The following is an 18,032-nucleotide window of genomic DNA, read 5'->3' on the forward strand; positions in this document are numbered from 1 at the left end:
ATTGATGCCATCGATGTGAATTAAATGATTTCTCCAATATAAGGGCGCCGACCAAAAATAATAACGCCCGCCAAAGCCAAAAAAGGTAGCCCAACATCCGTCACAAATCTGCGCCGGTTCGCTCCGTAGTCTTCCTCGACGACTCCGTCCGACTCGTTGCACGACGTCGCCGAGCAAGTCGCACACGTGACACGAGGGCACTGACATGTCGGCATTCCGTTACGAAGCGATCGATCCCACCGGCCGCACGCTGAAAGGCGTGCTCGAAGCCGACAGTGCGCGCGCAGGCCGCAGCCATCTGCGCACGCAGGGTCTCACGCCGCTCGTGGTCGAACTCGCCGCGCAACGCCTGCACGGCGAACGTCATCAACGCCTGTCGTTCGGCCGCAAGCTGTCGCAGCGCGAGCAGGCGATCATCACGCGCCAGCTCGCGAGCCTGCTGGTCGCGGGGCTGCCGCTCGACGAATCGCTGTCGGTGCTGAGCGAGCAGGCCGAGCGCGAATACGTGCGCGAGCTGATGGCGTCGATCCGTGCGGAAGTCGTCGGCGGCCATTCGTTCGCGAATGCGCTCGGCCAGCATCCGCGCGACTTTCCGGAGATCTACCGCGCGCTCGTCGCAGCGGGCGAGCACACCGGCAAGCTCGGCATCGTGCTGTCGCGTCTGGCTGACTACATCGAGCAGAGCAATGCGCTGAAGCAGAAGATCCTGCTCGCGTTCACGTATCCGGGCATCGTCACGCTGATCGCGTTCGGCATCGTCACGTTCCTGCTGAGCTACGTGGTGCCGCAGGTGGCGAACGTGTTCACCAGCACGAAGCAGCAGTTGCCGATGCTGACGGTCGTGATGATGGCGTTGTCCGGTTTCGTGCGGCACTGGTGGTGGGCGTCGCTGCTTGCAACGATCGCGATCGTCTTTGCGATCCGCAAGGTGCTGTCACAGGACGGGCCGCGGCTGAAATTCGACCACTGGGTGCTGACCGCGCCGCTCGCCGGCAAGCTCGTGCGTGGCTACAACACGGTGCGTTTTGCAAGCACGCTAGGCATCCTGACCGCAGCGGGCGTGCCGATCCTGCGCGCGTTGCAGGCGGCCGGCGAGACGCTGTCGAACCGCGCGATGAGCGCGAACGTCGACGATGCGATCGTGCGTGTGCGCGAAGGTTCGGCGTTGTCGCGTGCGCTGGCCCATACGAAGACGTTCCCGCCGGTGCTCGTGCACCTGATCCGCTCGGGCGAAGCGACTGGCGACGTGACGACGATGCTCGACCGCGCGTCCGAAGGCGAATCGCGTGAACTGGAGCGCCGCACGATGTTCCTGACGAGCCTGCTCGAACCGCTGCTGATCCTGGCGATGGGTGGCGTCGTGCTCGTGATCGTGCTCGCGGTGATGATGCCGATCATCGAGCTGAACAACATGGTGCAGTGATGCGTTGTGGCTCAGCGCACGAACGCGTTGGCGTTCTGCACGGCGGGCAGCGCGATCTCGCGTTGCAGGCCGTTGCGGTCGACGACGATCGAGCGGGCGCGCACTTCAGCAAGTTTCGCGGCTTCGCCGATCGCCGAGCCGATCCGCACGACGCGCGCCGCTTCGCCGCCGACGCTGACGATCGCGGCCGCACGGCGCGCGTCGAACGCGAGCACGCCGAGCAACTGGATCGTGTTGCGGTTGTCGTCAGGTTTTGCGCCGAACAGTTGGGCGCTGGCCGTAACGTCGAACGGTGCGGGCGGTGCGGGCTGGGCAGGCGCCGGCGCATCGGGCGCGTTCAGTGCGCGCGTGGCCCACATCGAAACGGCGACGAGCGCCGTGCCGGCTGCAAGCGTCGCGACGAGCGGCAACGGATCGATGCGGGACGGAACGGTGCGCAGCAGGGCGAGCGGTTTCATGGCGACGAAGTGGTTCGATGGGTTCGATGAACAGGCAACGGTTTCCATTCTTTGACACAAGGGTGAATGCATGATGACGCGCCACGAAGAAGTCCGAACGTTGCATGCCGGCCGGCCGCATGACGGTGCGCGCCGCCGCATGCAACGCGGCTTCACGCTGATCGAAATCATGGTGGTGGTCGCGATTCTCGGGATTCTTGCGGCGCTGATCGTGCCGAAGATCATGAGCCGTCCCGACGAGGCGCGCCGCATCGCCGCGAAGCAGGACATCGGCACGATGATGCAGTCGCTGAACCTGTATCGGCTCGACAACGGCCGCTACCCGTCGCAAGAGCAGGGGCTCACTGCGCTGATCCAGAAGCCGACCACCGATCCGGTGCCGAACAACTGGAAGGACGGCGGCTATCTGGAGCGCTTGCCGAAGGATCCGTGGGGCAACCCGTATCAATACCTGAACCCGGGCGCGCACGGCGCGATCGACGTGTTCAGTTATGGCGCGGACGGCAAGCCGGGCGGCGAGGGCAATGATGCGGACATCGGCTCGTGGCAGTGATGGCATGAAGCTTGCGCGCATCAGGAAGCGGCGTCCGCTCGCGGCACGCGATGCGGCCGGCTTCACGCTGCTGGAGATGCTCGTCGTGCTCGTGATCGTCGGGCTGCTGGTCGCGGTCGTGACGCTCGCGCCGTCGCGCAATCGCCGCACGGATCTGGCCGAGGAAGCGCAGCGGCTCGCGAACCTGCTCGAATCGGCCGGCGACGAAGCGCAGGTGCGCTCGATGCCGATCGCGTGGCAGGCGGTGGGCGGCGGCTATCGCTTCATGCAGCGCACCGAAAGCGGCGCGTGGGCGCCGATGACGGACGACCTGTATCGTGCGCGTCGCTGGGGCACGGAGGTGACGGGCGTATCAGTGCGTTACACGGGCGGTGGCGAAACTCCTTCACGTATCGTGCTCGGCAGCGAAAGCATCGACGTGCCGGTGACGATCACGCTGTGGTCCGGCGATGTGCGGATGGCGGTTGTCGGTACGGGCATTGGCAACTTCGTCGTGCGTCGGCCATGAACGTCGCACGAAACGTCAGGGGGGGCGCGATGTCGAGTCTGATCGTGCTGCTGCCGTCGATCGACACGTTCGATGCTGCGGGGTGGGAAGCCACGGAGATGCCGTACGCGCTGTTCGACCGCCGTGGGCAATGCGTGCGGGCGGGGCGCGCGCATCGTGAAGCGTGGCCGAAGGCCGCGTCGACCGTGCTCGTGCTCGCCGCACGCGATACGTTGCTCGTCGACGTGAACCTGCCTCCCGTGAAGGGAGAGAAATTGCGACGCGTGCTGCCGCATGCGGTGGAGGAGTATCTGATCGGCGATGCGCTGCAGAGTCATGTCGCCGTTGGTCCGGCTGCAACCGACAACGCGGCGCGACCTGTGGCGGTCGTCGATCGCGAGCGGTTCGGCGAAGTGATTCGCTGGTTCACCGAGGCCGGCCATCGGCGCGTGCGTGCGGTACCGTTGATCCACTGCATGACGACGACGGTGTACGGTGGGCCAGCGGATGGCGGCGAGCAGGACGATGTGTTGCCCGAGTTCGCAAGGTCATCCACATCGCGAACACTTCCAATACCGAACGGCGACGAGGATGGCGAAGCGGCAGTGCTCATGCACAGCGAAGCCGATGTGCTGAGCGTCGATCCACCCGCATTGAGCGAAGTGGATGCCGAACGCTGTGAAACCGATGTACTGGTCATTTGTCGACCGGCATCGAGCGAAGCCAATACCGATACCGATGCGCGTGGCAACCCGCTCCGACTTGAATTGGCCATCAAGCGCGGATCATCGGGGTTCGGATTTGAAACGCATGCGTCGGCGCTGGATACGACGATTGCCGAGTTGTCGAAACACGATTCCGTGCGGGTACACGCGCTGGTTGTCGAGGGTCACGACGATGTCGAAGGCGGCGCCACAGCCCCATCGGACCTCCGCGCACGCATGGCCGGACCGTCCGCATTCCCGCTGGCCGCACGAACACTACGGTGGGACGCACTCGCAAGCAACGCGCTCGACTGCAAGTTCGACCTGTGCCAGTTCGAATTCGCCCGCAGCGCTTCACGCGCCGCCACGGGCGGGTGGCGTCGCTGGCGCGTGCCTGCCGGCCTGGCGACCGCGTCAGCGATCATCGCAATCGCGACGATCAACCTGCAGTGGTTCCAGCTACGCCACCGCCAGGATGCGCTGAACACGGAACTGACGGCCCGTGTGAAAGCCGCCTTCCCCGAGACGCAGGTGCTGCTCGACCCGCCGCTGCAAATGCGAACCGGGCTCGAACGCCTGCGCGCGGCGGCCGGCGAGCTGCATGCAAACGATTACCTGGTGCTGTCGGCGTCGTTGTCGCGTGCGCTGGGCCCGATCCCGTCCGATGCGATCGCGACGCTCGACTATCGCGACGGCTCGCTGGCGGTCGCCTTCCGTCCCGGTACCGCCGTCGACCGCGACGGATTCCGCCAGCGCCTGCAGGCGCAGGGCGTGACGGCCAACGAGGAGGATGCGAAGTGGATGCTCGGCTCCGCGCGGCCCATGCCGCGCTGACGCAGTGGCTCGATGGCCGTTCGCCGCGCGAGCGCACGCTGCTGGCGGCGGGTGGTGCCGTGTTGTTCGCGGCGCTGGTCTACCACGTGATGTGGGAACCTGCGTACACGGGGCGCGCACGCATTGCGGCCAACCTGCCCGCATTGCAGCGACAGGTAGCCGAAGCCGGCGGGCAACTCGCAGAAGCACGACGCCTGCGCGCAGCCGCCGCGATCCGGCCGCCGGCCGGTGCCGCACTGCAGGATGCGCTTGCCGCATCGCTCGCACAGTCGGGCATCGCGAAGGCGCAAGTCGCGGTGCTGGGCGAAGGCATTCAGGTGGACGCGAAGGGCATCTCGTTCGCCGCCTGGATGGACTGGCTCGACCGGATGCGCGACACGCACCACGTGCGGGTCGTGAGCGCGCACGCGAGCGCGGACGGCAAGCCTGGTGTGACGACGGTTTCGGCGTTGCTGCAGCCGCCAACGGCCCGTTGATTGCGAACCGCATGAACGCAGCGAAAGTATTGAATCGCATCGCTGCACGGTTCACCTGACTGTCATAGTGCCCGCTCACAATCTGACGTTCGTTTGCTGCGGAACCGCTCACGGGGGTGCGCGTTTCGCACGGCAACGTGCAACTCCACTTCCGTCCAGGGATTCATGACTCGTTCACGGGCGCCGACCGGTGTCCTGGCGTTCGTCGCGTGGCTTGCGTTCGTCGTGCTGTGCATGCGCGGCGTACAAGCGCAGGAGACCGGTTCCAGCGGCCGCCAGCCGGGCAGCATGGTGCATTTCGATCTGCCCGCGCAGCCGCTCGCAAAGACCTTGCAGGACTTCGCGCGGCTGACCGAGCTGATCGTGCTGGCGCCGGCGCCGCTGCTCGACGGGCGCACGAGTGCGCCGGTCCAGGGCGAATTCGCGCCGCGCGACGCGCTCGAGCGAATGCTGGCCGGAACGGGATTGCGTGCGGAATTCTCGCGCCCGGACGAAGCGATCATCGTCGCGCAGCCGGCTGCCGAGCAGGTGCCCGCGACGGCCGACCCGCCGGCGGATGCGGCCTTGCCGATCGACGGGATCGGCGATTCCGGCGATCGGCGTGCGTTCGCGGGCATGCTGCAGGCGCATCTGATCGATGCGCTGTGCGGGCAGCCGGGGGCGGTGCCGGGCAGCTATCGACTCGTCGCGCAGGTGCGCATCGACAACAGGGGGGCGGTGGTGGCGGTCAACATGGTGGCATCGAGCGGTTCAGCCGCCCGCGACGCGGCGGTGATGCGTGCGTTGCGCGCATTGAAGCTGGACGACGCGCCGCCTGCGGACCTGCCGCAGCCGGTCACGATCCTGCTGCGGCCGGCCGGCAATGGCGTGCATTTCCGCTGTCCGGCGCCGCAGCCGGCGGTCCGGGGCTAGGCCGCGATGACCGACAGCAACCGCACCGGGCTCAGGAAGCTGCTGGCGACGCGCTACGCGTACCTCGTCAGGCGCCTCGAGCGCGTGACCGGGTCGAAGGACGGCGCCGCCGACGCACTGCACGAAACCTGGCTGCGCCTCGAGAACGCGAACGTTTCCACGCAGGTGACGAACGCGGACGCCTATATACTCGGGATGGCGAACAATGTCGCGATCGACCAGCATCGCCGAGAACGCCGCCATCTGCACGACGACGATGTCGAGACGCTGCTCGAGATGCCCGACGAACTGGCCGATCCCGAGCGTATCGTCGCGGCGCGCCGCAAGGTCGAGACACTGAAGGACGTGCTGCGCGGCCTGCCGCCGCGGCGCCGCGCGATCCTGCTGGCCGCCCGTGTGGACGGTCTGCTGAACCGCGAGATCGCCGAGCATTTCGGCATTTCGCTGCGGCTCGTGGAAAGCGAGCTGAGTGCGGCAATGAAGTACTGCCTGCAGCGCATGCAGGAAGATGGTGATCCGTACACGGGCACGCGAGGCGGCCCGCGTAAATTTTGAGCATCAGGACGATGACGAAAGCCCAGGCCGAACCTGCCCACGACGAACTCGACGAAGCGAGTGCGTGGCTGCTGCGTCTGCGCTCGGGAGACGCGAGCCAGGCCGAAGCCGATGCGTTCGAGCGCTGGTGCGCCGATCGTCCGCAAGCCGCCGACCTGCTGCGCGATACCTGGAGCTCGCTGCGCACGGCGGCGACCGAACTCGCGCACGAGGAACGCGCGGCCGCTGCCTGGGCAAACGTTGCCAAGCGCGAGCGCACGATGCGCACCGGGCGGCGCGCGTTCATCGGCTTCGCGGTGGCGGCCGGCGCGTCGTGGCTCGCGCTGCGCCCGCCGATGCAGTTGTGGCCGTCGCTCGGCGATCTCGCGGCCGACTACCACACGGGCACCGGCGAGCAACGCAGCGTCGCGCTGTCGTCGCGCGTGACGGTGGAGCTGAATACGCAGACGCGTCTGGACGTACTGGCCGCGAGCGACGTCGCGCACGGCGTCGAAGTCGTCGCCGGCGAGGCGGAGATCGACGCGGCCGCGCCGCCGGCCGACCGCGCGACACCGATCCAGCCCGTCACCGTGGTGGCAGGCGGCGGCCGCATGCAAGCCACCGTCGCGCGCTTCAACGTGCGGCGCACGGGTTCGCAGGTCTGCGTGACCTGCCTGTCCGGCACGGTCGCGCTCGAGCATCCGCGCGGTGCGCGCACGCTGACGGCCGACGATCAGGTCGTCTACGACGATCGTGGCGTGCAGCCCGTGTCTCGGATCGATCCAGGCGCGGTCACTGCATGGCGGCGCGGCATGCTGGTGTTCAACGGCGTGCCGCTCGCCGATGTCGTCGACGAGATCAACCGCTACCGGCGCGGCAAGGTCATCCTGCGCAGCGCGTCGCTCGGCGAGAACCGCATGCAGGCGCAGTTCCCGATCACGCGGGTCGACGACGTGATCGACATGGTCGGCCGCCTGTATGGCGCGCACATCACGCGCCTGCCCGGCAACATCGTGCTGCTGAGCTGACCGGCTTCCCGCGTTTTACGTTTCCTTCTTCCTTCCGCTGGCGATGCGTTCGCGTCGCTTCCGGCTGTCCGCGCGCTGCGGGTTACGGCCGTCCGATACGACTTGATCAATGAGGGCCGGCAAACGCCGGGCTGCCTGTCATGGCGGCCCGGTGTGACGTCGTCGGACCCGAGGCGTGGGTGGCAAGCGCCCCGGCCGTGCAGCGATGCGCGGTGCGGGGGAGGTGTGTCGAGGGAGCTTCGGGCGGTGGCGTGATCATGAACGAATCGCAACGGGAGTCGGATCCCGGCGACGCGACTACGCGCGCCGATGCGATCCGCGAGGGCGCCGTGCGCTGGCTGCTGTGGTTGCGCGCCGGCGACACGACGGAACAGGAACTCGACGCCTTCGCGCGCTGGCGTGCGCAGAGCGACGAGCATGCGCGCACGGTTCGCGAGCTGATCTGGATGTGGGCCGTGCTGGAGGCGGTCGGCCGTCAGGCGCCTGGCGGGCCGACGCGCACGCATTGATACGGCGGCTCGTCGCGCGCACCGGTGTGGTGCGCAAGCGCATTTGCGCCGTGGCACACGTGCGCTGAAAGAAAGTATGCGGGTTAGGCGGGCCCGCTTCGACCTTGTATATGAGAGAGCGAGGGGGCTGTACAGAGGGGCTGTAAAGCGGAGACCGGGGAACGGAGGTCTGTATGGGCTTCCGGATCACCGCTCACGCATGGTGGCGGGCGTGGCCGAGTACGTGCCGGCCGCGTCACGCAAGCCCGGATTCACGACTCGGGATTCAGGAGGGCGCCCCGGGCTGCAGGCCGGCGCGTGCGCCGTCCCAAGCGGCGTCGAGCGGATCGCCGGCATCGCGCAGCGGCTCGCGCAGAAAGGGAAAGCGTTCGACGAACGGTGCGGATTCTTGCAGGGCCACGATATGGTTGACCATCCATTGCAGCAGTTCGCCGCCGTGCCGGACCTGTTCCGGGCGCCAGTCCGGCATCGTCGAGAAGAGGGCCGAGAAGCCGCTCCAGCGCGACGGACGGTCGTTGTCGCCGGGCCGGAAATAGGTGTTCATCGCGACATCGCGCGCATCGGTCAGCGTGCCGACGAACAGCCCGCGCGGCGTCGGCACGCCGATCTGCTGCCAGCCTTCCGCGAGGGCGAGCGAGCGCATCACGCGTGCCGCGACGAACGCGATGCGCGATTCATGCTCGATTTCAGCCAGCGACATCACGCCGTTGCGCTGCATGCAGCGCGCGACCGCATGCGGCCGGATCACGTTCGACGCGAAGCTGCGCAGCACGAGGTCGGGCACGGTCAGTTGAAGCTGGAATTCGCGCAGGCCATGCTCGGCGCTCATCGTCGAGAAGTTGACGAACAACCCTTCTGCATGACCGAGCGCGCCGACGAACGGCTCGAGCCCGAGGCGCGCGAGCTTCGGCGCGATCTGGCGTTCGAGCAGCCGCATCAGGTTGCGGCGGTTGCGCACGCCCGTGAAATCGTCGAGGCCGCGCGTGACCACGTTGCTGATTTCCCAGCGGCGCTCGTCGGCGACGAGCCGCGGCGAGCCGCTCAGGTCGAACCGGGCGCGGCCATGGGCCACGCGGGGATCTACGTACATGCCGGTGCCTCGTGCATCGATTGCGGGCGGACCGCCGCGGCGGCGCGCCGTCGCGCGGGTCCGGACGCCCACGATGCTGCGGCGTCGCGGGCGGCCCGTCAAGTGCGAGCGCGCCGCGATGCAGGCGGGCGAGCGCGCCCGGCCGAACAGTGTGGAGTGACCGGATGATGCGCACGATTGTGGAACGCTTCGTCGAACAGAGCCCGATGACGATCATGACGCGGCTCGTGTTGCAGTGCGCGCTGCACGACGACTGGATCGACACGGCTGTCGACGCGGACGAAGAACCCGACGACGAGTCGATCCGCGAGACGCTGTTCGCGCTGGCGGTCGATGCGATCGCGGCGATTGCCGCGCAGACGCAGACGCGGATGCAGCCATCGCAGATGCCGCACGGCGTGCCCGGGAGCGCGCTGTCCGCATCGGGCACCGCGGTGGCGGCGCTTCACGACGGCATGAGTCGATGGCGGGCCGGCTGGGGGCGAGCGCTCGTCAGGGACAGCGTCGATCTGCTGTTGCCCGTCGCGGCGACGCGAGCCGACGAACGCGGGCGCACGCTCGGCGGGATGCGGCTGCGCGTGCTGGACGGCACGGGCGACAGTTGCGCGCCGGGCGGTGCCGGTTGCGACTGCGGCCGCGCGTGCGACGACCCGGCGCGCGATGCGGCACTGGGTTTGACCGGTGCGCGCGTGCTGCCGGTCTACGATCCGGAGCTTGCGATGATCGTCGACCTGCTGCCGGTCGAGCGCGGCCGCGTACATGAACGCGCGTTCGTCGGCGCGCTGCTGGAAACGGTGCGGCCCGGCGAGTTGTGGATCGTCGATGGCCGTTTCGATATCGACGCGATCGTGTCGGGCTGGCCGCGCCGCGGCGGCGCATTCGTGCTGCGCGACGACGGTGGTGCGACGGCATGCCGCCCGCTCGGCGACTGGCGCGCTGCCGGTCCGCTCGATGGCGGTTACGTTCGGGAGCAGGCTGTGGGTATCCCGGGCGAAGGCGACGCGGCCGGTACGCTCAGGCGAATCGAATGGCGCGATCGCGGTGCCGACGGCAACGAGGGCGCGGCGGTCGCGGTACTGACGAACCTGCCCGCCGACCAGTTCGACGCGGGCCAGGTGATGCAGCTGGCGCGCCGGCGTTGGCGCGATGCACTGCCGTTTCCGCTCGAGCCGGTACTCGGTGGCGCGTTGTTCGGCAGCGTGCCCGCCCGTGCGTCGCAGCTTGCGAGCGGCATCGCGGCACTCGCCTACAACGCGTTCAGCGTGATGACGCGCGTCGTCAGCGGCGCGCTCGGTCTGGACGAACGCGACGCGGAACGGGTGCCGTCGCATATCGCCGAAGGCGTCACCACAACCTATGTGGGGATGATGATCGCGCTGCCGCCCGACTGGTGGCGACGCTACGACCAGTTGCCTGCGGCGACGCTCGGCCAGATCGTACGGATGCTCGCCGTGCACGTCGATCCGCGCAGCGAGCGGCGCAGGCGCCGCGACAACCGGTTGTCGGCGAAGTCGCAGGCACTGCTGCGCGCGGCGACGGTCGAACACCTGCTGCATGACGACGGCGGCGATCCCGCCGCGAACGTGTTCAGCCTGCGCACGATCGCGATGGCGACGCGCGACTTCAGCAGCAATCCGTCGAAGGCACTGCGGCACGCAGGCGAGGCGCTCGTGATGGTCACCAAGTACAACCGGCCGATCGCGCTGCTCGTGTCGATCGACGACTGGAACCGGCTGCTCGGAGAAGTGCGCGAGACGAGCCTCACGCGGCTGTCGTTCGATTGCGCGGCGACGCAGGGCATGCATTCGGTCGCGTTGAGCGAATCGTCGCTGAACTAGCTGGCGATGACGAAGTGGCGCGCAGGCGCCGCGATCAACTCGCCAGCCGGTGGACCCAGATCACCGACGTCCACGTGAAATTGCCGCTGCCGTAGCGCGCGATCAGCGTGTCGACGCGTGCGTTGATGCGTGCCGAATGCACGCGGCAATGCACGATGAAGTAGAGGCTGTTGACGCCGACGGTCGAGCCGTCCGGCAGCGTCGGATTGCCGCCGCGCGCGGGCAGCAGGTACTCGGCGATGTCGCCGGTGCTGACGAAATACGCGGTGCCGCGCCGGTCGACGAGTCGCTTGGCCTGGCTCGCCGACAGCGTCGGAATCGCGGCGACGAGCACGGGCTCGGCTGCGGTATTGGCATTGACGGTGGTCAGGTCCGGCAGGATCGTCGTGAACGGCGCCAGCGTCTCGATCGCACGCGCGTCGTAGCCGGGAATGCGTGCGAGATCGTCGATCGACACGAGCTGCAGCGGCCAGCCGTCGGGGCCGTTGGTGTCGCGCAGCGAGCGCAGCATGTAGTCGGCCGTCTGCTGCGCGAGCGCGGGATCGAGCGACAGCTGGCTCAGCAGCCGCCGATACGCGAGCACGCCTTCGCCGTTGGCCTGCCACGGCTTGCCGGGTGCGATGCGCGTCACGAGGTTCGTCAGGTTGAAGCGCGCCTGCGCATCCTCGACATGCCCGGAGATCCAGGCGCGCGACAGCTCCGCATTGACCGCCGCGGTTTCGGGCGGCAGCAGGTCCGCAAGCTGCACGTCGGCGGCCGGCGACGACCACGGCTGGCCGACGAACGTGACGTTCGACGTTGCGCTCTGCGCGCGCAGCGTCGCACGCGCCCATTCGACCGCCGCGCGCTCGACCCACATCGTCTGCGTCGCGAGCCGCTGGTTCTCCACGTCGCGCGTCGCAACCTGCTGGCGCCACAGCACGCTTGCCGCGAGTGTCGCCGCCAGTGCGACGACGAGCAGCACCGTGACGATCGCGATGCCACGTTCGCGCGGCGGCCGCGTTCTGCCCGACTTGCCGTATCGATGCATTCGCTTGCTCCTGCAAGGACGATGTGACTGTGGTCAGTCCTCGAACACCAGCCACGCGTGGGCGATGCTCGCATGCGCAGATGACGTGACGCCGAACATCGCGGTGAGTCCGGTCACCCAGAACGCGAGCGTCGCGGGATGCGTGCCGCCGGTCGTCAACGCCAGCGGGCCGACCAGCGATGCGATCGCATGCGAGCACCACAGCAGCAGCACGAACAGCGCGCAGCCGACGGCCATCGCGACGAAGAACAGGTAGAGCGCGACCGTCGAGCGCCGCGTGAACGGCCTGCGATGATGGCGCTGGTTCGCCGCGACGATCGCGGCTCCGTTCGCGACCGGCACGATCGCCATCGCGAGCATCCAGAACAGCGGCTGATCGCTCGACGCGTCGATCAGCAGCAACGTGCCGATCGTCCAGATCGGCGGCGCGAGCAACGTGAGCGCGACCCACGACAGCAGGTGCCAGACCAGCCAGGGGGCGCGCCAGCGCAACGGGCGCCGCGCCGCGGCAAAGGCGGCGGGCGGCGGCCGGCGCGCGGTCGCGGCATGGCCGGACAGGCGTTCGGCGAGCCACCGTACGAGCATCGTCGCGAATGACATGGATGGACCCGGTCGTTGATGTTTTTACCCAATAGCTAGGACGAAGCGGACGGCCGTAAACCGCAGGATTTCTCGTCGCCGGGACGTTTGTCGTCGTGCCGCATCGCGCGTGCGGTGCGCGGAAACGGTCTCGCGCGCATCTCGTGCATATCTTCAGCGGAATGTCACAAAAACTTCCCGGTTGAAACCCGAGGATTGTCGTGCCGTCCGCAAGGGGCGACGCGCGCTGCGCGACGCGTTCGGGGCGGCAACACGTTTGCCGGCGATCGCGCACGCGCGCGGTGCCCGGAAGCCTTGACGGCCTCGGCAGACGATACGAACACGAAACGGGGGCCACGCACATTCCTGCGCAACGCGCCGCGCGATTCACGCGGCGCTCGTTGCGCGCGCATTGCAGGCCGCACGCTGGCGGCCGTGTCCTGCTTCCGGCGTCGAGTCGGACGGCCAGTCGGACGGCCAATTGGACGGCCCGCGAAAAAAGTTTGCGGCAATGCGCGACCAGTTCCGTCTAGGTAGGTGAGAGCGGCGACTCGTGCGCCGCCCACGATGGTCGTTGTCGATCGACGCATCAGTGCCGATGCGTCGGCGGGCAGTCGGTCGCGACGATGCGTGCTGGAGATTGCGGGTTTTCCGGATTCGCTTCGTCCTTTTCGGTAGATGCCGTCGAACGCACTGGATACGGAAATCGGGAAAAGCATTGCGCAGATCATGATAAGGATGACGAACAAACCGTCATCAAAGTGAAACAGGCATTTGATAGCGGAGCGAACGGCTGGTGCGGTGTGCTTCGTTGCGATCCGGAACAACAAAGGGGAATGGCGCATGCCGCCGAGAGTAGACCGCAAGTCACGTGAACGATGGCGGCTGAACTGCCGATGCCTGGCCGGTGTCGTGCTGGCCGGAGGGCTGGGCCTCGCGCCGGGCGTTCATGCGCAGGAAGCCGCGCCGGCTGCGAAGGCGGCGCCGGCCGTGCCTCAGTCGTTCGACGTGAATGCCTTCGTGGTGCGCGGCAACACGACGTTGCCGACGCTCGAGATCGAGAAGGCCGTGTATCCGTTCGAAGGGCCGGGCCGCACGCTCGCCGACGTGAACGCGGCACGTGATGCGTTGCAGAAGGTGTACCAGGATCGCGGCTACCAGTCGGTCGTCGTCGAGCTGCCGCAGCAGCAGGTGAAGAACGGCGTGATCCTGCTGCAGGTGACCGAGGCGAAGGTCGGCCGCTTGCGGGTCGACGGCGCGAAATACAACTCGCCGCAGAACATCCGCGATGCGGTGCCCGCGCTGTCCGAAGGCCAGGTGCCCGATTTCAACCAGGCGCAGCAACAGCTCACCGACCTGAACCGCTCGGCGGACCGGCAGGTGATTCCGATCCTCAAGCCGGGCGCGCTGCCGCAGACGGTCGACGTCGACCTGAAGGTCGACGATCACAGCCCGCTGCATGGCTCGCTCGAACTGAACAACGACAACAGCCCGGGCACGTCGACGCTGCGCACGACCGCGAACCTCAGCTACTCGAATCTCTGGCAGCTCGGCCACGTGATTTCCGGCACCTACGTGCTCGCGCCGCAGCATCCGAACGATGCGCGCGTCTACGCGTTCTCGTATCTCGCGCCGATCAAGGATTCGCACTGGAGCTTCCTCGCGACGGTCGTGCATTCGGACAGCAACGTCGCGTCGGTCGCGAGCACCAACGTGCTCGGCAAGGGCACCACGTACGGCTTCACCGCGATCTATTCGCTGCCGGCGTCGGAAACCTACGCGCACTCGGTCAGCATCGAGATCGACCGCAAGCACTTCGACGAAAACGTGTCGATGCCGGGCCAGCCGAGCTCGACGGCGCCGCTGACGTACGTGCCGGTGACGCTGTCGTACAACGGGCAACTGAGCCTGAAGAATTCGCAGACGTCGTTCGCCGCATCGGTGACGACCAACCTCCGCGGCGTCGGCAGCGACTGGGGCGCATGGGACAACAAGCGCTACAACGCGACGCCCGATTTCGTGTACGGCAAGTTCGACGTCAACCACACGCAGCGCTTCGCGAACGACATGCAGGCGAACGCGCACGTGAACGCGCAGATCTCGAACTCGCCGCTCGTGTCGAGCGAGCAGTTCGCCGCGGGCGGGATGAACAGCGTGCGCGGCTACATGCAGGCCGAGGACACGGCCGACAGCGGCGTGATCGCATCGGTCGAGCTGCGCAGCCCGTCGCTCGCGAAGTGGCTCGGCGGGGCGGTCGGCAGCCGCGTGAACGAATGGCGCTTCCACGCGTTCTTCGACGCGGCGCACCTGTGGCTGCTGAGCCCGCTGCCGGAGCAGACGTCGCGTTTCAACCTGATGAGTGTCGGCGTCGGCACACGCGTGCAGATCATGAAGTATGCGAGCGCGGATTTCGAGGCCGGCTGGCCGTTGAAGGCGGGCGTCTATACGCGGCAGTACAGCCCGCGATTCGATTTCTACGTAAGGCTGGGTTTCTGACGGATTTTTTTGATCGTGCCGGGGCGATGCGACGAGCGCGGCGCCCGCACATTCGGGGAGTGGATCGTGAAGCGAGTCTTGTTTTTCCTGTTGGCGGTGATGCTCGGCGTGCTGCCCGGCATCGCGAATGCATGGTGGCAGAACGACTGGTCGTACCGGAAGGCGATCACGATCGACGCGAGCGCGAAAGGCGCGAACCTCGCGGAATCGGCCGGCCGCGTGCCGCTGCTGATCCGCCTGCACTCGGGCAACTTCCAGTTCGACGGGCTGGCCGACAACGGCGCGGACATCCGCTTCGTCGCCGCCGACGACAAGACGCCGCTGAACTACCACATCGAGCAATACGATCCGGTGCTCGGCGTCGCGCTGATCTGGGTCGACATCCCGAAGATGCCGGCCGGCGCCGCGGAGTCGATCTGGATGTACTACGGCAACAAGAAGGCGCCGGACGGCAGCAAGCCGGCCGAGACGTTCGATGCCGACTACACGCTCGTCTACCACTTCAACGGCGCGGCCGGTGCGCCGCCGAAGGACCTGACCGCCTATGGCAACCACGCGCAGAACGCGTCGTTCCAGACGGTCGAGGATGGCATCGTCGGCAAGGGCGCGCGGTTCGACGGCAACGGGTCGCTGACGCTGCCGGCGAGTGCGTCGCTGAACGTACCGGCGGGCGGCAGCTTCACGTTCAGTGCATGGGTGAAGCCGTCGGCGCTTGCCCCGAACACGTTGGTCTACAGCCGTCGCGACGGCGCGAACGCGCTGCTGATCGGCCTCGACAACGGCGTGCCGTTCGCGGAAGTCCAGGGCGCGGCAGGCAATCCGGCGCCGGTGCGCACGCCGGCCGCAGCGCCGGTCGCCGCGAACCAGTGGACGTATCTCGCGGTCACGGCCGACGGCAAGAACCTCACCGTCTACGTGAACGGCAAGCAGGCCGCGCAGGTCGCGGCGACGCTGCCGGCACTGAGCGGCGCGGCAACGGTCGCGGCGGACGCAACGGGCGCACCCGCAGGGTTCGCCGCGTATTCGGGCGCGCTCGACGAACTGCGTCTGTCGAAGATCGCGCGCTCGGCGGCCGCGATCGCGGTCGACGCGCTCGCGCAGGGCTCGGAATCGAAGCTCGTCGCCTATGGCGCCGACGAGAAGCAGTCGGGCTTCGGCTTCGGCTACTTCGGCGTGATCGTGCAGTCGGTGACCGTCGACGCGTGGGTCGTGATCACGATCCTGCTCGGCATGGCGCTCGTGTCGTGGGTCGTGATGTGGACGAAGGCGCGCTACGTCGGCACCGTCGACAAGGCCAACCAGTATTTCGTGCAGCGCTTCCGCGAAGTGGCCGGGCGTCATCTGGTCGGCCTCGCGCATGTCGACGAAGCGAGCGCCGACGGCCGCCGGCTGTACCAGTCGTCGCTGTACCGGCTGTACAAGGCTGGCGTGCATGAGATCCACAGCCGCGTGGACGGCAACGGCCGCACGGTGATTACGTCAGAATCGATCGAGGCGATCCGCGCGTCGATGGACGCGACGCTCGTGCGCGAGAACCAGAAGCTGTCGAAGTCGATGGTGCTGCTGACGATCGCGATCTCGGGCGGCCCGTTCCTCGGGCTGCTCGGCACGGTGGTCGGCGTGATGATCACGTTCGCGGCGATCGCGGCGGCCGGCGACGTGAACGTGAACGCGATCGCGCCGGGTATCGCCGCCGCGCTGCTCGCGACGGTCACGGGCCTGTTCGTCGCGATTCCCGCGCTGTTTGGCTACAACTACCTGCTGATCCGCAACAAGAACGTGACCGCGAACATGCAGGTGTTCGTCGACGAATTCGTCACGCGCCTCGCCGAAGCGCACCGCGCGCCGGATCACGCGGTGCTGGCCGACTGACGCACGCAGGAGACCACCATGCAGGTTCAGGACGACGACAAGCCGTACGACGACATCAACATCACGCCGATGCTCGACCTCGCGTACGTGCTGCTGATCATCTTCATCATCATGACGACCGCGTCGGTGCAGGGCATCAAGGTCGATCTGCCGAAGGCGAGCTCGTCCGCGAGCCTCGCGAAGCCGAAGACGAAGGCGATCACGGTGGCCGATTCGGGGCAGGTGTTCCTCGACGCGTACCCGGTGACGATGGACGAGCTCGAAAGCCGGCTGCGCACCGAGAAGGCGACCAATCCGGATTTTCCGATCGTGTTGAAGGGCGACGCGGGCGTGCAGTACCAGAAGGTGATGGACGTGCTCGACCTGTTGCGCCGCCTCGATCTGTCGCAGGTCGGTCTCGTGACCGGCAAGGCGAAGCAGGGCGGCTGACGCGATGGAAATGACCTACAACGGCGGCCCGCCGGACAAGGGCCCCGGCCGCTACGTGAAGCCCGTCGCGATCGCGCTGGTGCTCGCCGGCGTGGCCGCGCTGATCTGGCATTTCGCGGGCGACACGGCCGGCGTGAAGCGCGTGAGCGCGCCGCAGGTGACGACGGTGATTCCGTTGCCGCCGCCCCCGCCGCCGCCGAAACAGAAGCCGCCGCCCGAGAAGGTGAAGGAAGAGGTCAAGACGCCGGTCGACCGGCCGACGATCGCGCCGAAGCCGTCCGAGGCGCCGAAGCCGTCGGACAACCAGCCGAAGCAGATGACGATGAATGCCGATGCGCAGGCGGGCACCGACAACTTCGGCATCGGTGCGGGCGACGGGTCCGGCATGCTCGGCAGCGGCGGGGGCGGCAAGTTCGGCAACGCGAGCTATGCGCAATACATGGTCTACGTGCTGCAGCGCGCGATCGAGCAGGACAAGGGCGTGCAGGAGGCAGGCGGCGCGCGGTTCGCGGGCAGCCTGAACCTGTGGATGGACGCGTCGGGGCGGATCACGAAGGTGACGGTCGCGCAGTCCACCGGCGACGCGAAGATCGATGCGGCCGTCGTCGCGGCGGTCGAAGCGCTTGGCAGGGTCGACGAGGTGCCGCCGCCCGCAACCGCGTATCCGGTGCTCGTCAAGCTTCAGGGGCGCAAGCCGGCATGACGATGCGTGCGCGAAACGACGAAAGAATCATGGGGTGGCGCCGTCGCACGGATGCCGCCGGAAAAGAAACGAAAATT

18 protein-coding genes are annotated in these 18,032 nt (G+C 67.6%); 14 read left to right on the forward strand and 4 right to left on the reverse strand.

Annotated features, from left to right (window positions below; translation table 11 throughout):
* Positions 1–205: 205 nt before the first annotated feature.
* Complete coding sequence (gene gspF, locus ACN8ZM_RS21075) at positions 206–1,423, forward strand: type II secretion system inner membrane protein GspF (RefSeq protein ID WP_420212266.1); 1,218 nt, start codon at positions 206–208, stop codon at positions 1,421–1,423.
* 11 nt (positions 1,424–1,434) lie between these two features.
* Here the strand turns inward: gspF and ACN8ZM_RS21080 are convergent, their stop codons facing one another.
* Positions 1,435–1,881 carry a type II secretion system protein N gene (locus tag ACN8ZM_RS21080; protein WP_420212267.1) on the reverse strand — a complete coding sequence of 149 codons (447 nt, stop codon included), beginning with the start codon at positions 1,879–1,881 and terminating at the stop codon, positions 1,435–1,437.
* A 139-nt stretch (positions 1,882–2,020) separates the two neighbouring features.
* Here ACN8ZM_RS21080 and gspG point away from each other — a divergent pair, with 139 nt between their 5' ends.
* From gspG to ACN8ZM_RS21120, 8 genes are all read left to right on the forward strand, one after another.
* Entirely contained in the window at positions 2,021–2,434 is a 414-nt protein-coding gene (gspG, locus tag ACN8ZM_RS21085; RefSeq protein ID WP_089452661.1) for a type II secretion system major pseudopilin GspG, read from the forward strand.
* Between the two features lie 4 nt (positions 2,435–2,438).
* Positions 2,439–2,942, forward strand: coding sequence for a type II secretion system minor pseudopilin GspH (gene gspH, locus ACN8ZM_RS21090; protein WP_244912085.1), 504 nt, complete (start codon positions 2,439–2,441; stop codon positions 2,940–2,942).
* Between the two features lie 29 nt (positions 2,943–2,971).
* The gene (gene gspL, locus ACN8ZM_RS21095; protein ID WP_420212653.1) at positions 2,972–4,459 is read left to right on the forward strand and encodes a type II secretion system protein GspL; all 1,488 of its coding nucleotides are present in this window, start codon (positions 2,972–2,974) and stop codon (positions 4,457–4,459) included.
* Positions 4,423–4,935, forward strand: coding sequence for a type II secretion system protein GspM (gene gspM / locus ACN8ZM_RS21100; protein WP_051889649.1), 513 nt, complete (start codon positions 4,423–4,425; stop codon positions 4,933–4,935). The genes gspL and gspM overlap by 37 nt, the downstream gene beginning before the upstream one ends.
* A 165-nt stretch (positions 4,936–5,100) precedes the next feature.
* Complete coding sequence (locus tag ACN8ZM_RS21105; protein WP_089452503.1) at positions 5,101–5,847, forward strand: secretin and TonB N-terminal domain-containing protein; 747 nt, start codon at positions 5,101–5,103, stop codon at positions 5,845–5,847.
* A gap of 6 nt (positions 5,848–5,853) precedes the next feature.
* On the forward strand, positions 5,854–6,402 hold the full coding sequence (locus ACN8ZM_RS21110) for an RNA polymerase sigma factor (protein WP_043177401.1): 549 nt from the start codon (positions 5,854–5,856) through the stop codon (positions 6,400–6,402).
* A gap of 11 nt (positions 6,403–6,413) precedes the next feature.
* Entirely contained in the window at positions 6,414–7,409 is a 996-nt protein-coding gene (locus tag ACN8ZM_RS21115; protein WP_043177399.1) for a FecR family protein, read from the forward strand.
* 257 nt (positions 7,410–7,666) lie between these two features.
* Complete coding sequence (locus ACN8ZM_RS21120) at positions 7,667–7,918, forward strand: FecR/PupR family sigma factor regulator (protein WP_080741398.1); 252 nt, start codon at positions 7,667–7,669, stop codon at positions 7,916–7,918.
* A 265-nt stretch (positions 7,919–8,183) separates the two neighbouring features.
* Here ACN8ZM_RS21120 and ACN8ZM_RS21125 read toward each other — a convergent pair whose 3' ends face one another.
* Positions 8,184–9,008: a hypothetical protein gene (locus ACN8ZM_RS21125; protein WP_420212268.1), complete on the reverse strand. Its 825-nt coding sequence runs from the start codon at positions 9,006–9,008 to the stop codon at positions 8,184–8,186.
* A 164-nt stretch (positions 9,009–9,172) separates the two neighbouring features.
* Between ACN8ZM_RS21125 and ACN8ZM_RS21130 the strand changes: the two genes are divergently transcribed.
* Positions 9,173–10,846 carry a type II toxin-antitoxin system Phd/YefM family antitoxin gene (locus ACN8ZM_RS21130; RefSeq protein WP_420212269.1) on the forward strand — a complete coding sequence of 558 codons (1,674 nt, stop codon included), beginning with the start codon at positions 9,173–9,175 and terminating at the stop codon, positions 10,844–10,846.
* Positions 10,847–10,880: 34 nt separating this feature from the next.
* Here the strand turns inward: ACN8ZM_RS21130 and gspK are convergent, their stop codons facing one another.
* On the reverse strand, positions 10,881–11,876 hold the full coding sequence (gene gspK / locus ACN8ZM_RS21135; protein ID WP_420212270.1) for a type II secretion system minor pseudopilin GspK: 996 nt from the start codon (positions 11,874–11,876) through the stop codon (positions 10,881–10,883).
* A gap of 33 nt (positions 11,877–11,909) precedes the next feature.
* Positions 11,910–12,476 carry a hypothetical protein gene (locus tag ACN8ZM_RS21140; protein WP_420212271.1) on the reverse strand — a complete coding sequence of 189 codons (567 nt, stop codon included), beginning with the start codon at positions 12,474–12,476 and terminating at the stop codon, positions 11,910–11,912.
* 822 nt (positions 12,477–13,298) lie between these two features.
* Between ACN8ZM_RS21140 and ACN8ZM_RS21145 the strand changes: the two genes are divergently transcribed.
* The 4 genes from ACN8ZM_RS21145 to ACN8ZM_RS21160 all read left to right on the forward strand — a co-directional run bounded on the left by ACN8ZM_RS21145 (position 13,299) and on the right by ACN8ZM_RS21160 (position 17,955).
* A complete protein-coding gene (locus ACN8ZM_RS21145) occupies positions 13,299–14,951 on the forward strand; it encodes a ShlB/FhaC/HecB family hemolysin secretion/activation protein (RefSeq protein ID WP_420212272.1) in 1,653 nt (550 codons plus the stop codon).
* 66 nt (positions 14,952–15,017) lie between these two features.
* Complete coding sequence (locus tag ACN8ZM_RS21150) at positions 15,018–16,823, forward strand: DUF2341 domain-containing protein (RefSeq protein ID WP_420212273.1); 1,806 nt, start codon at positions 15,018–15,020, stop codon at positions 16,821–16,823.
* Positions 16,824–16,841: 18 nt separating this feature from the next.
* Complete coding sequence (locus ACN8ZM_RS21155; RefSeq protein WP_060126341.1) at positions 16,842–17,252, forward strand: ExbD/TolR family protein; 411 nt, start codon at positions 16,842–16,844, stop codon at positions 17,250–17,252.
* A 4-nt stretch (positions 17,253–17,256) separates the two neighbouring features.
* Positions 17,257–17,955: a TonB family protein gene (locus ACN8ZM_RS21160; protein WP_051889648.1), complete on the forward strand. Its 699-nt coding sequence runs from the start codon at positions 17,257–17,259 to the stop codon at positions 17,953–17,955.
* The last annotated feature ends 77 nt before the right edge of the window (positions 17,956–18,032 follow it).

The sequence above is a fragment of the Burkholderia aenigmatica genome (assembly GCF_048627025.1).
Lineage (GTDB): Bacteria > Pseudomonadota > Gammaproteobacteria > Burkholderiales > Burkholderiaceae > Burkholderia > Burkholderia aenigmatica.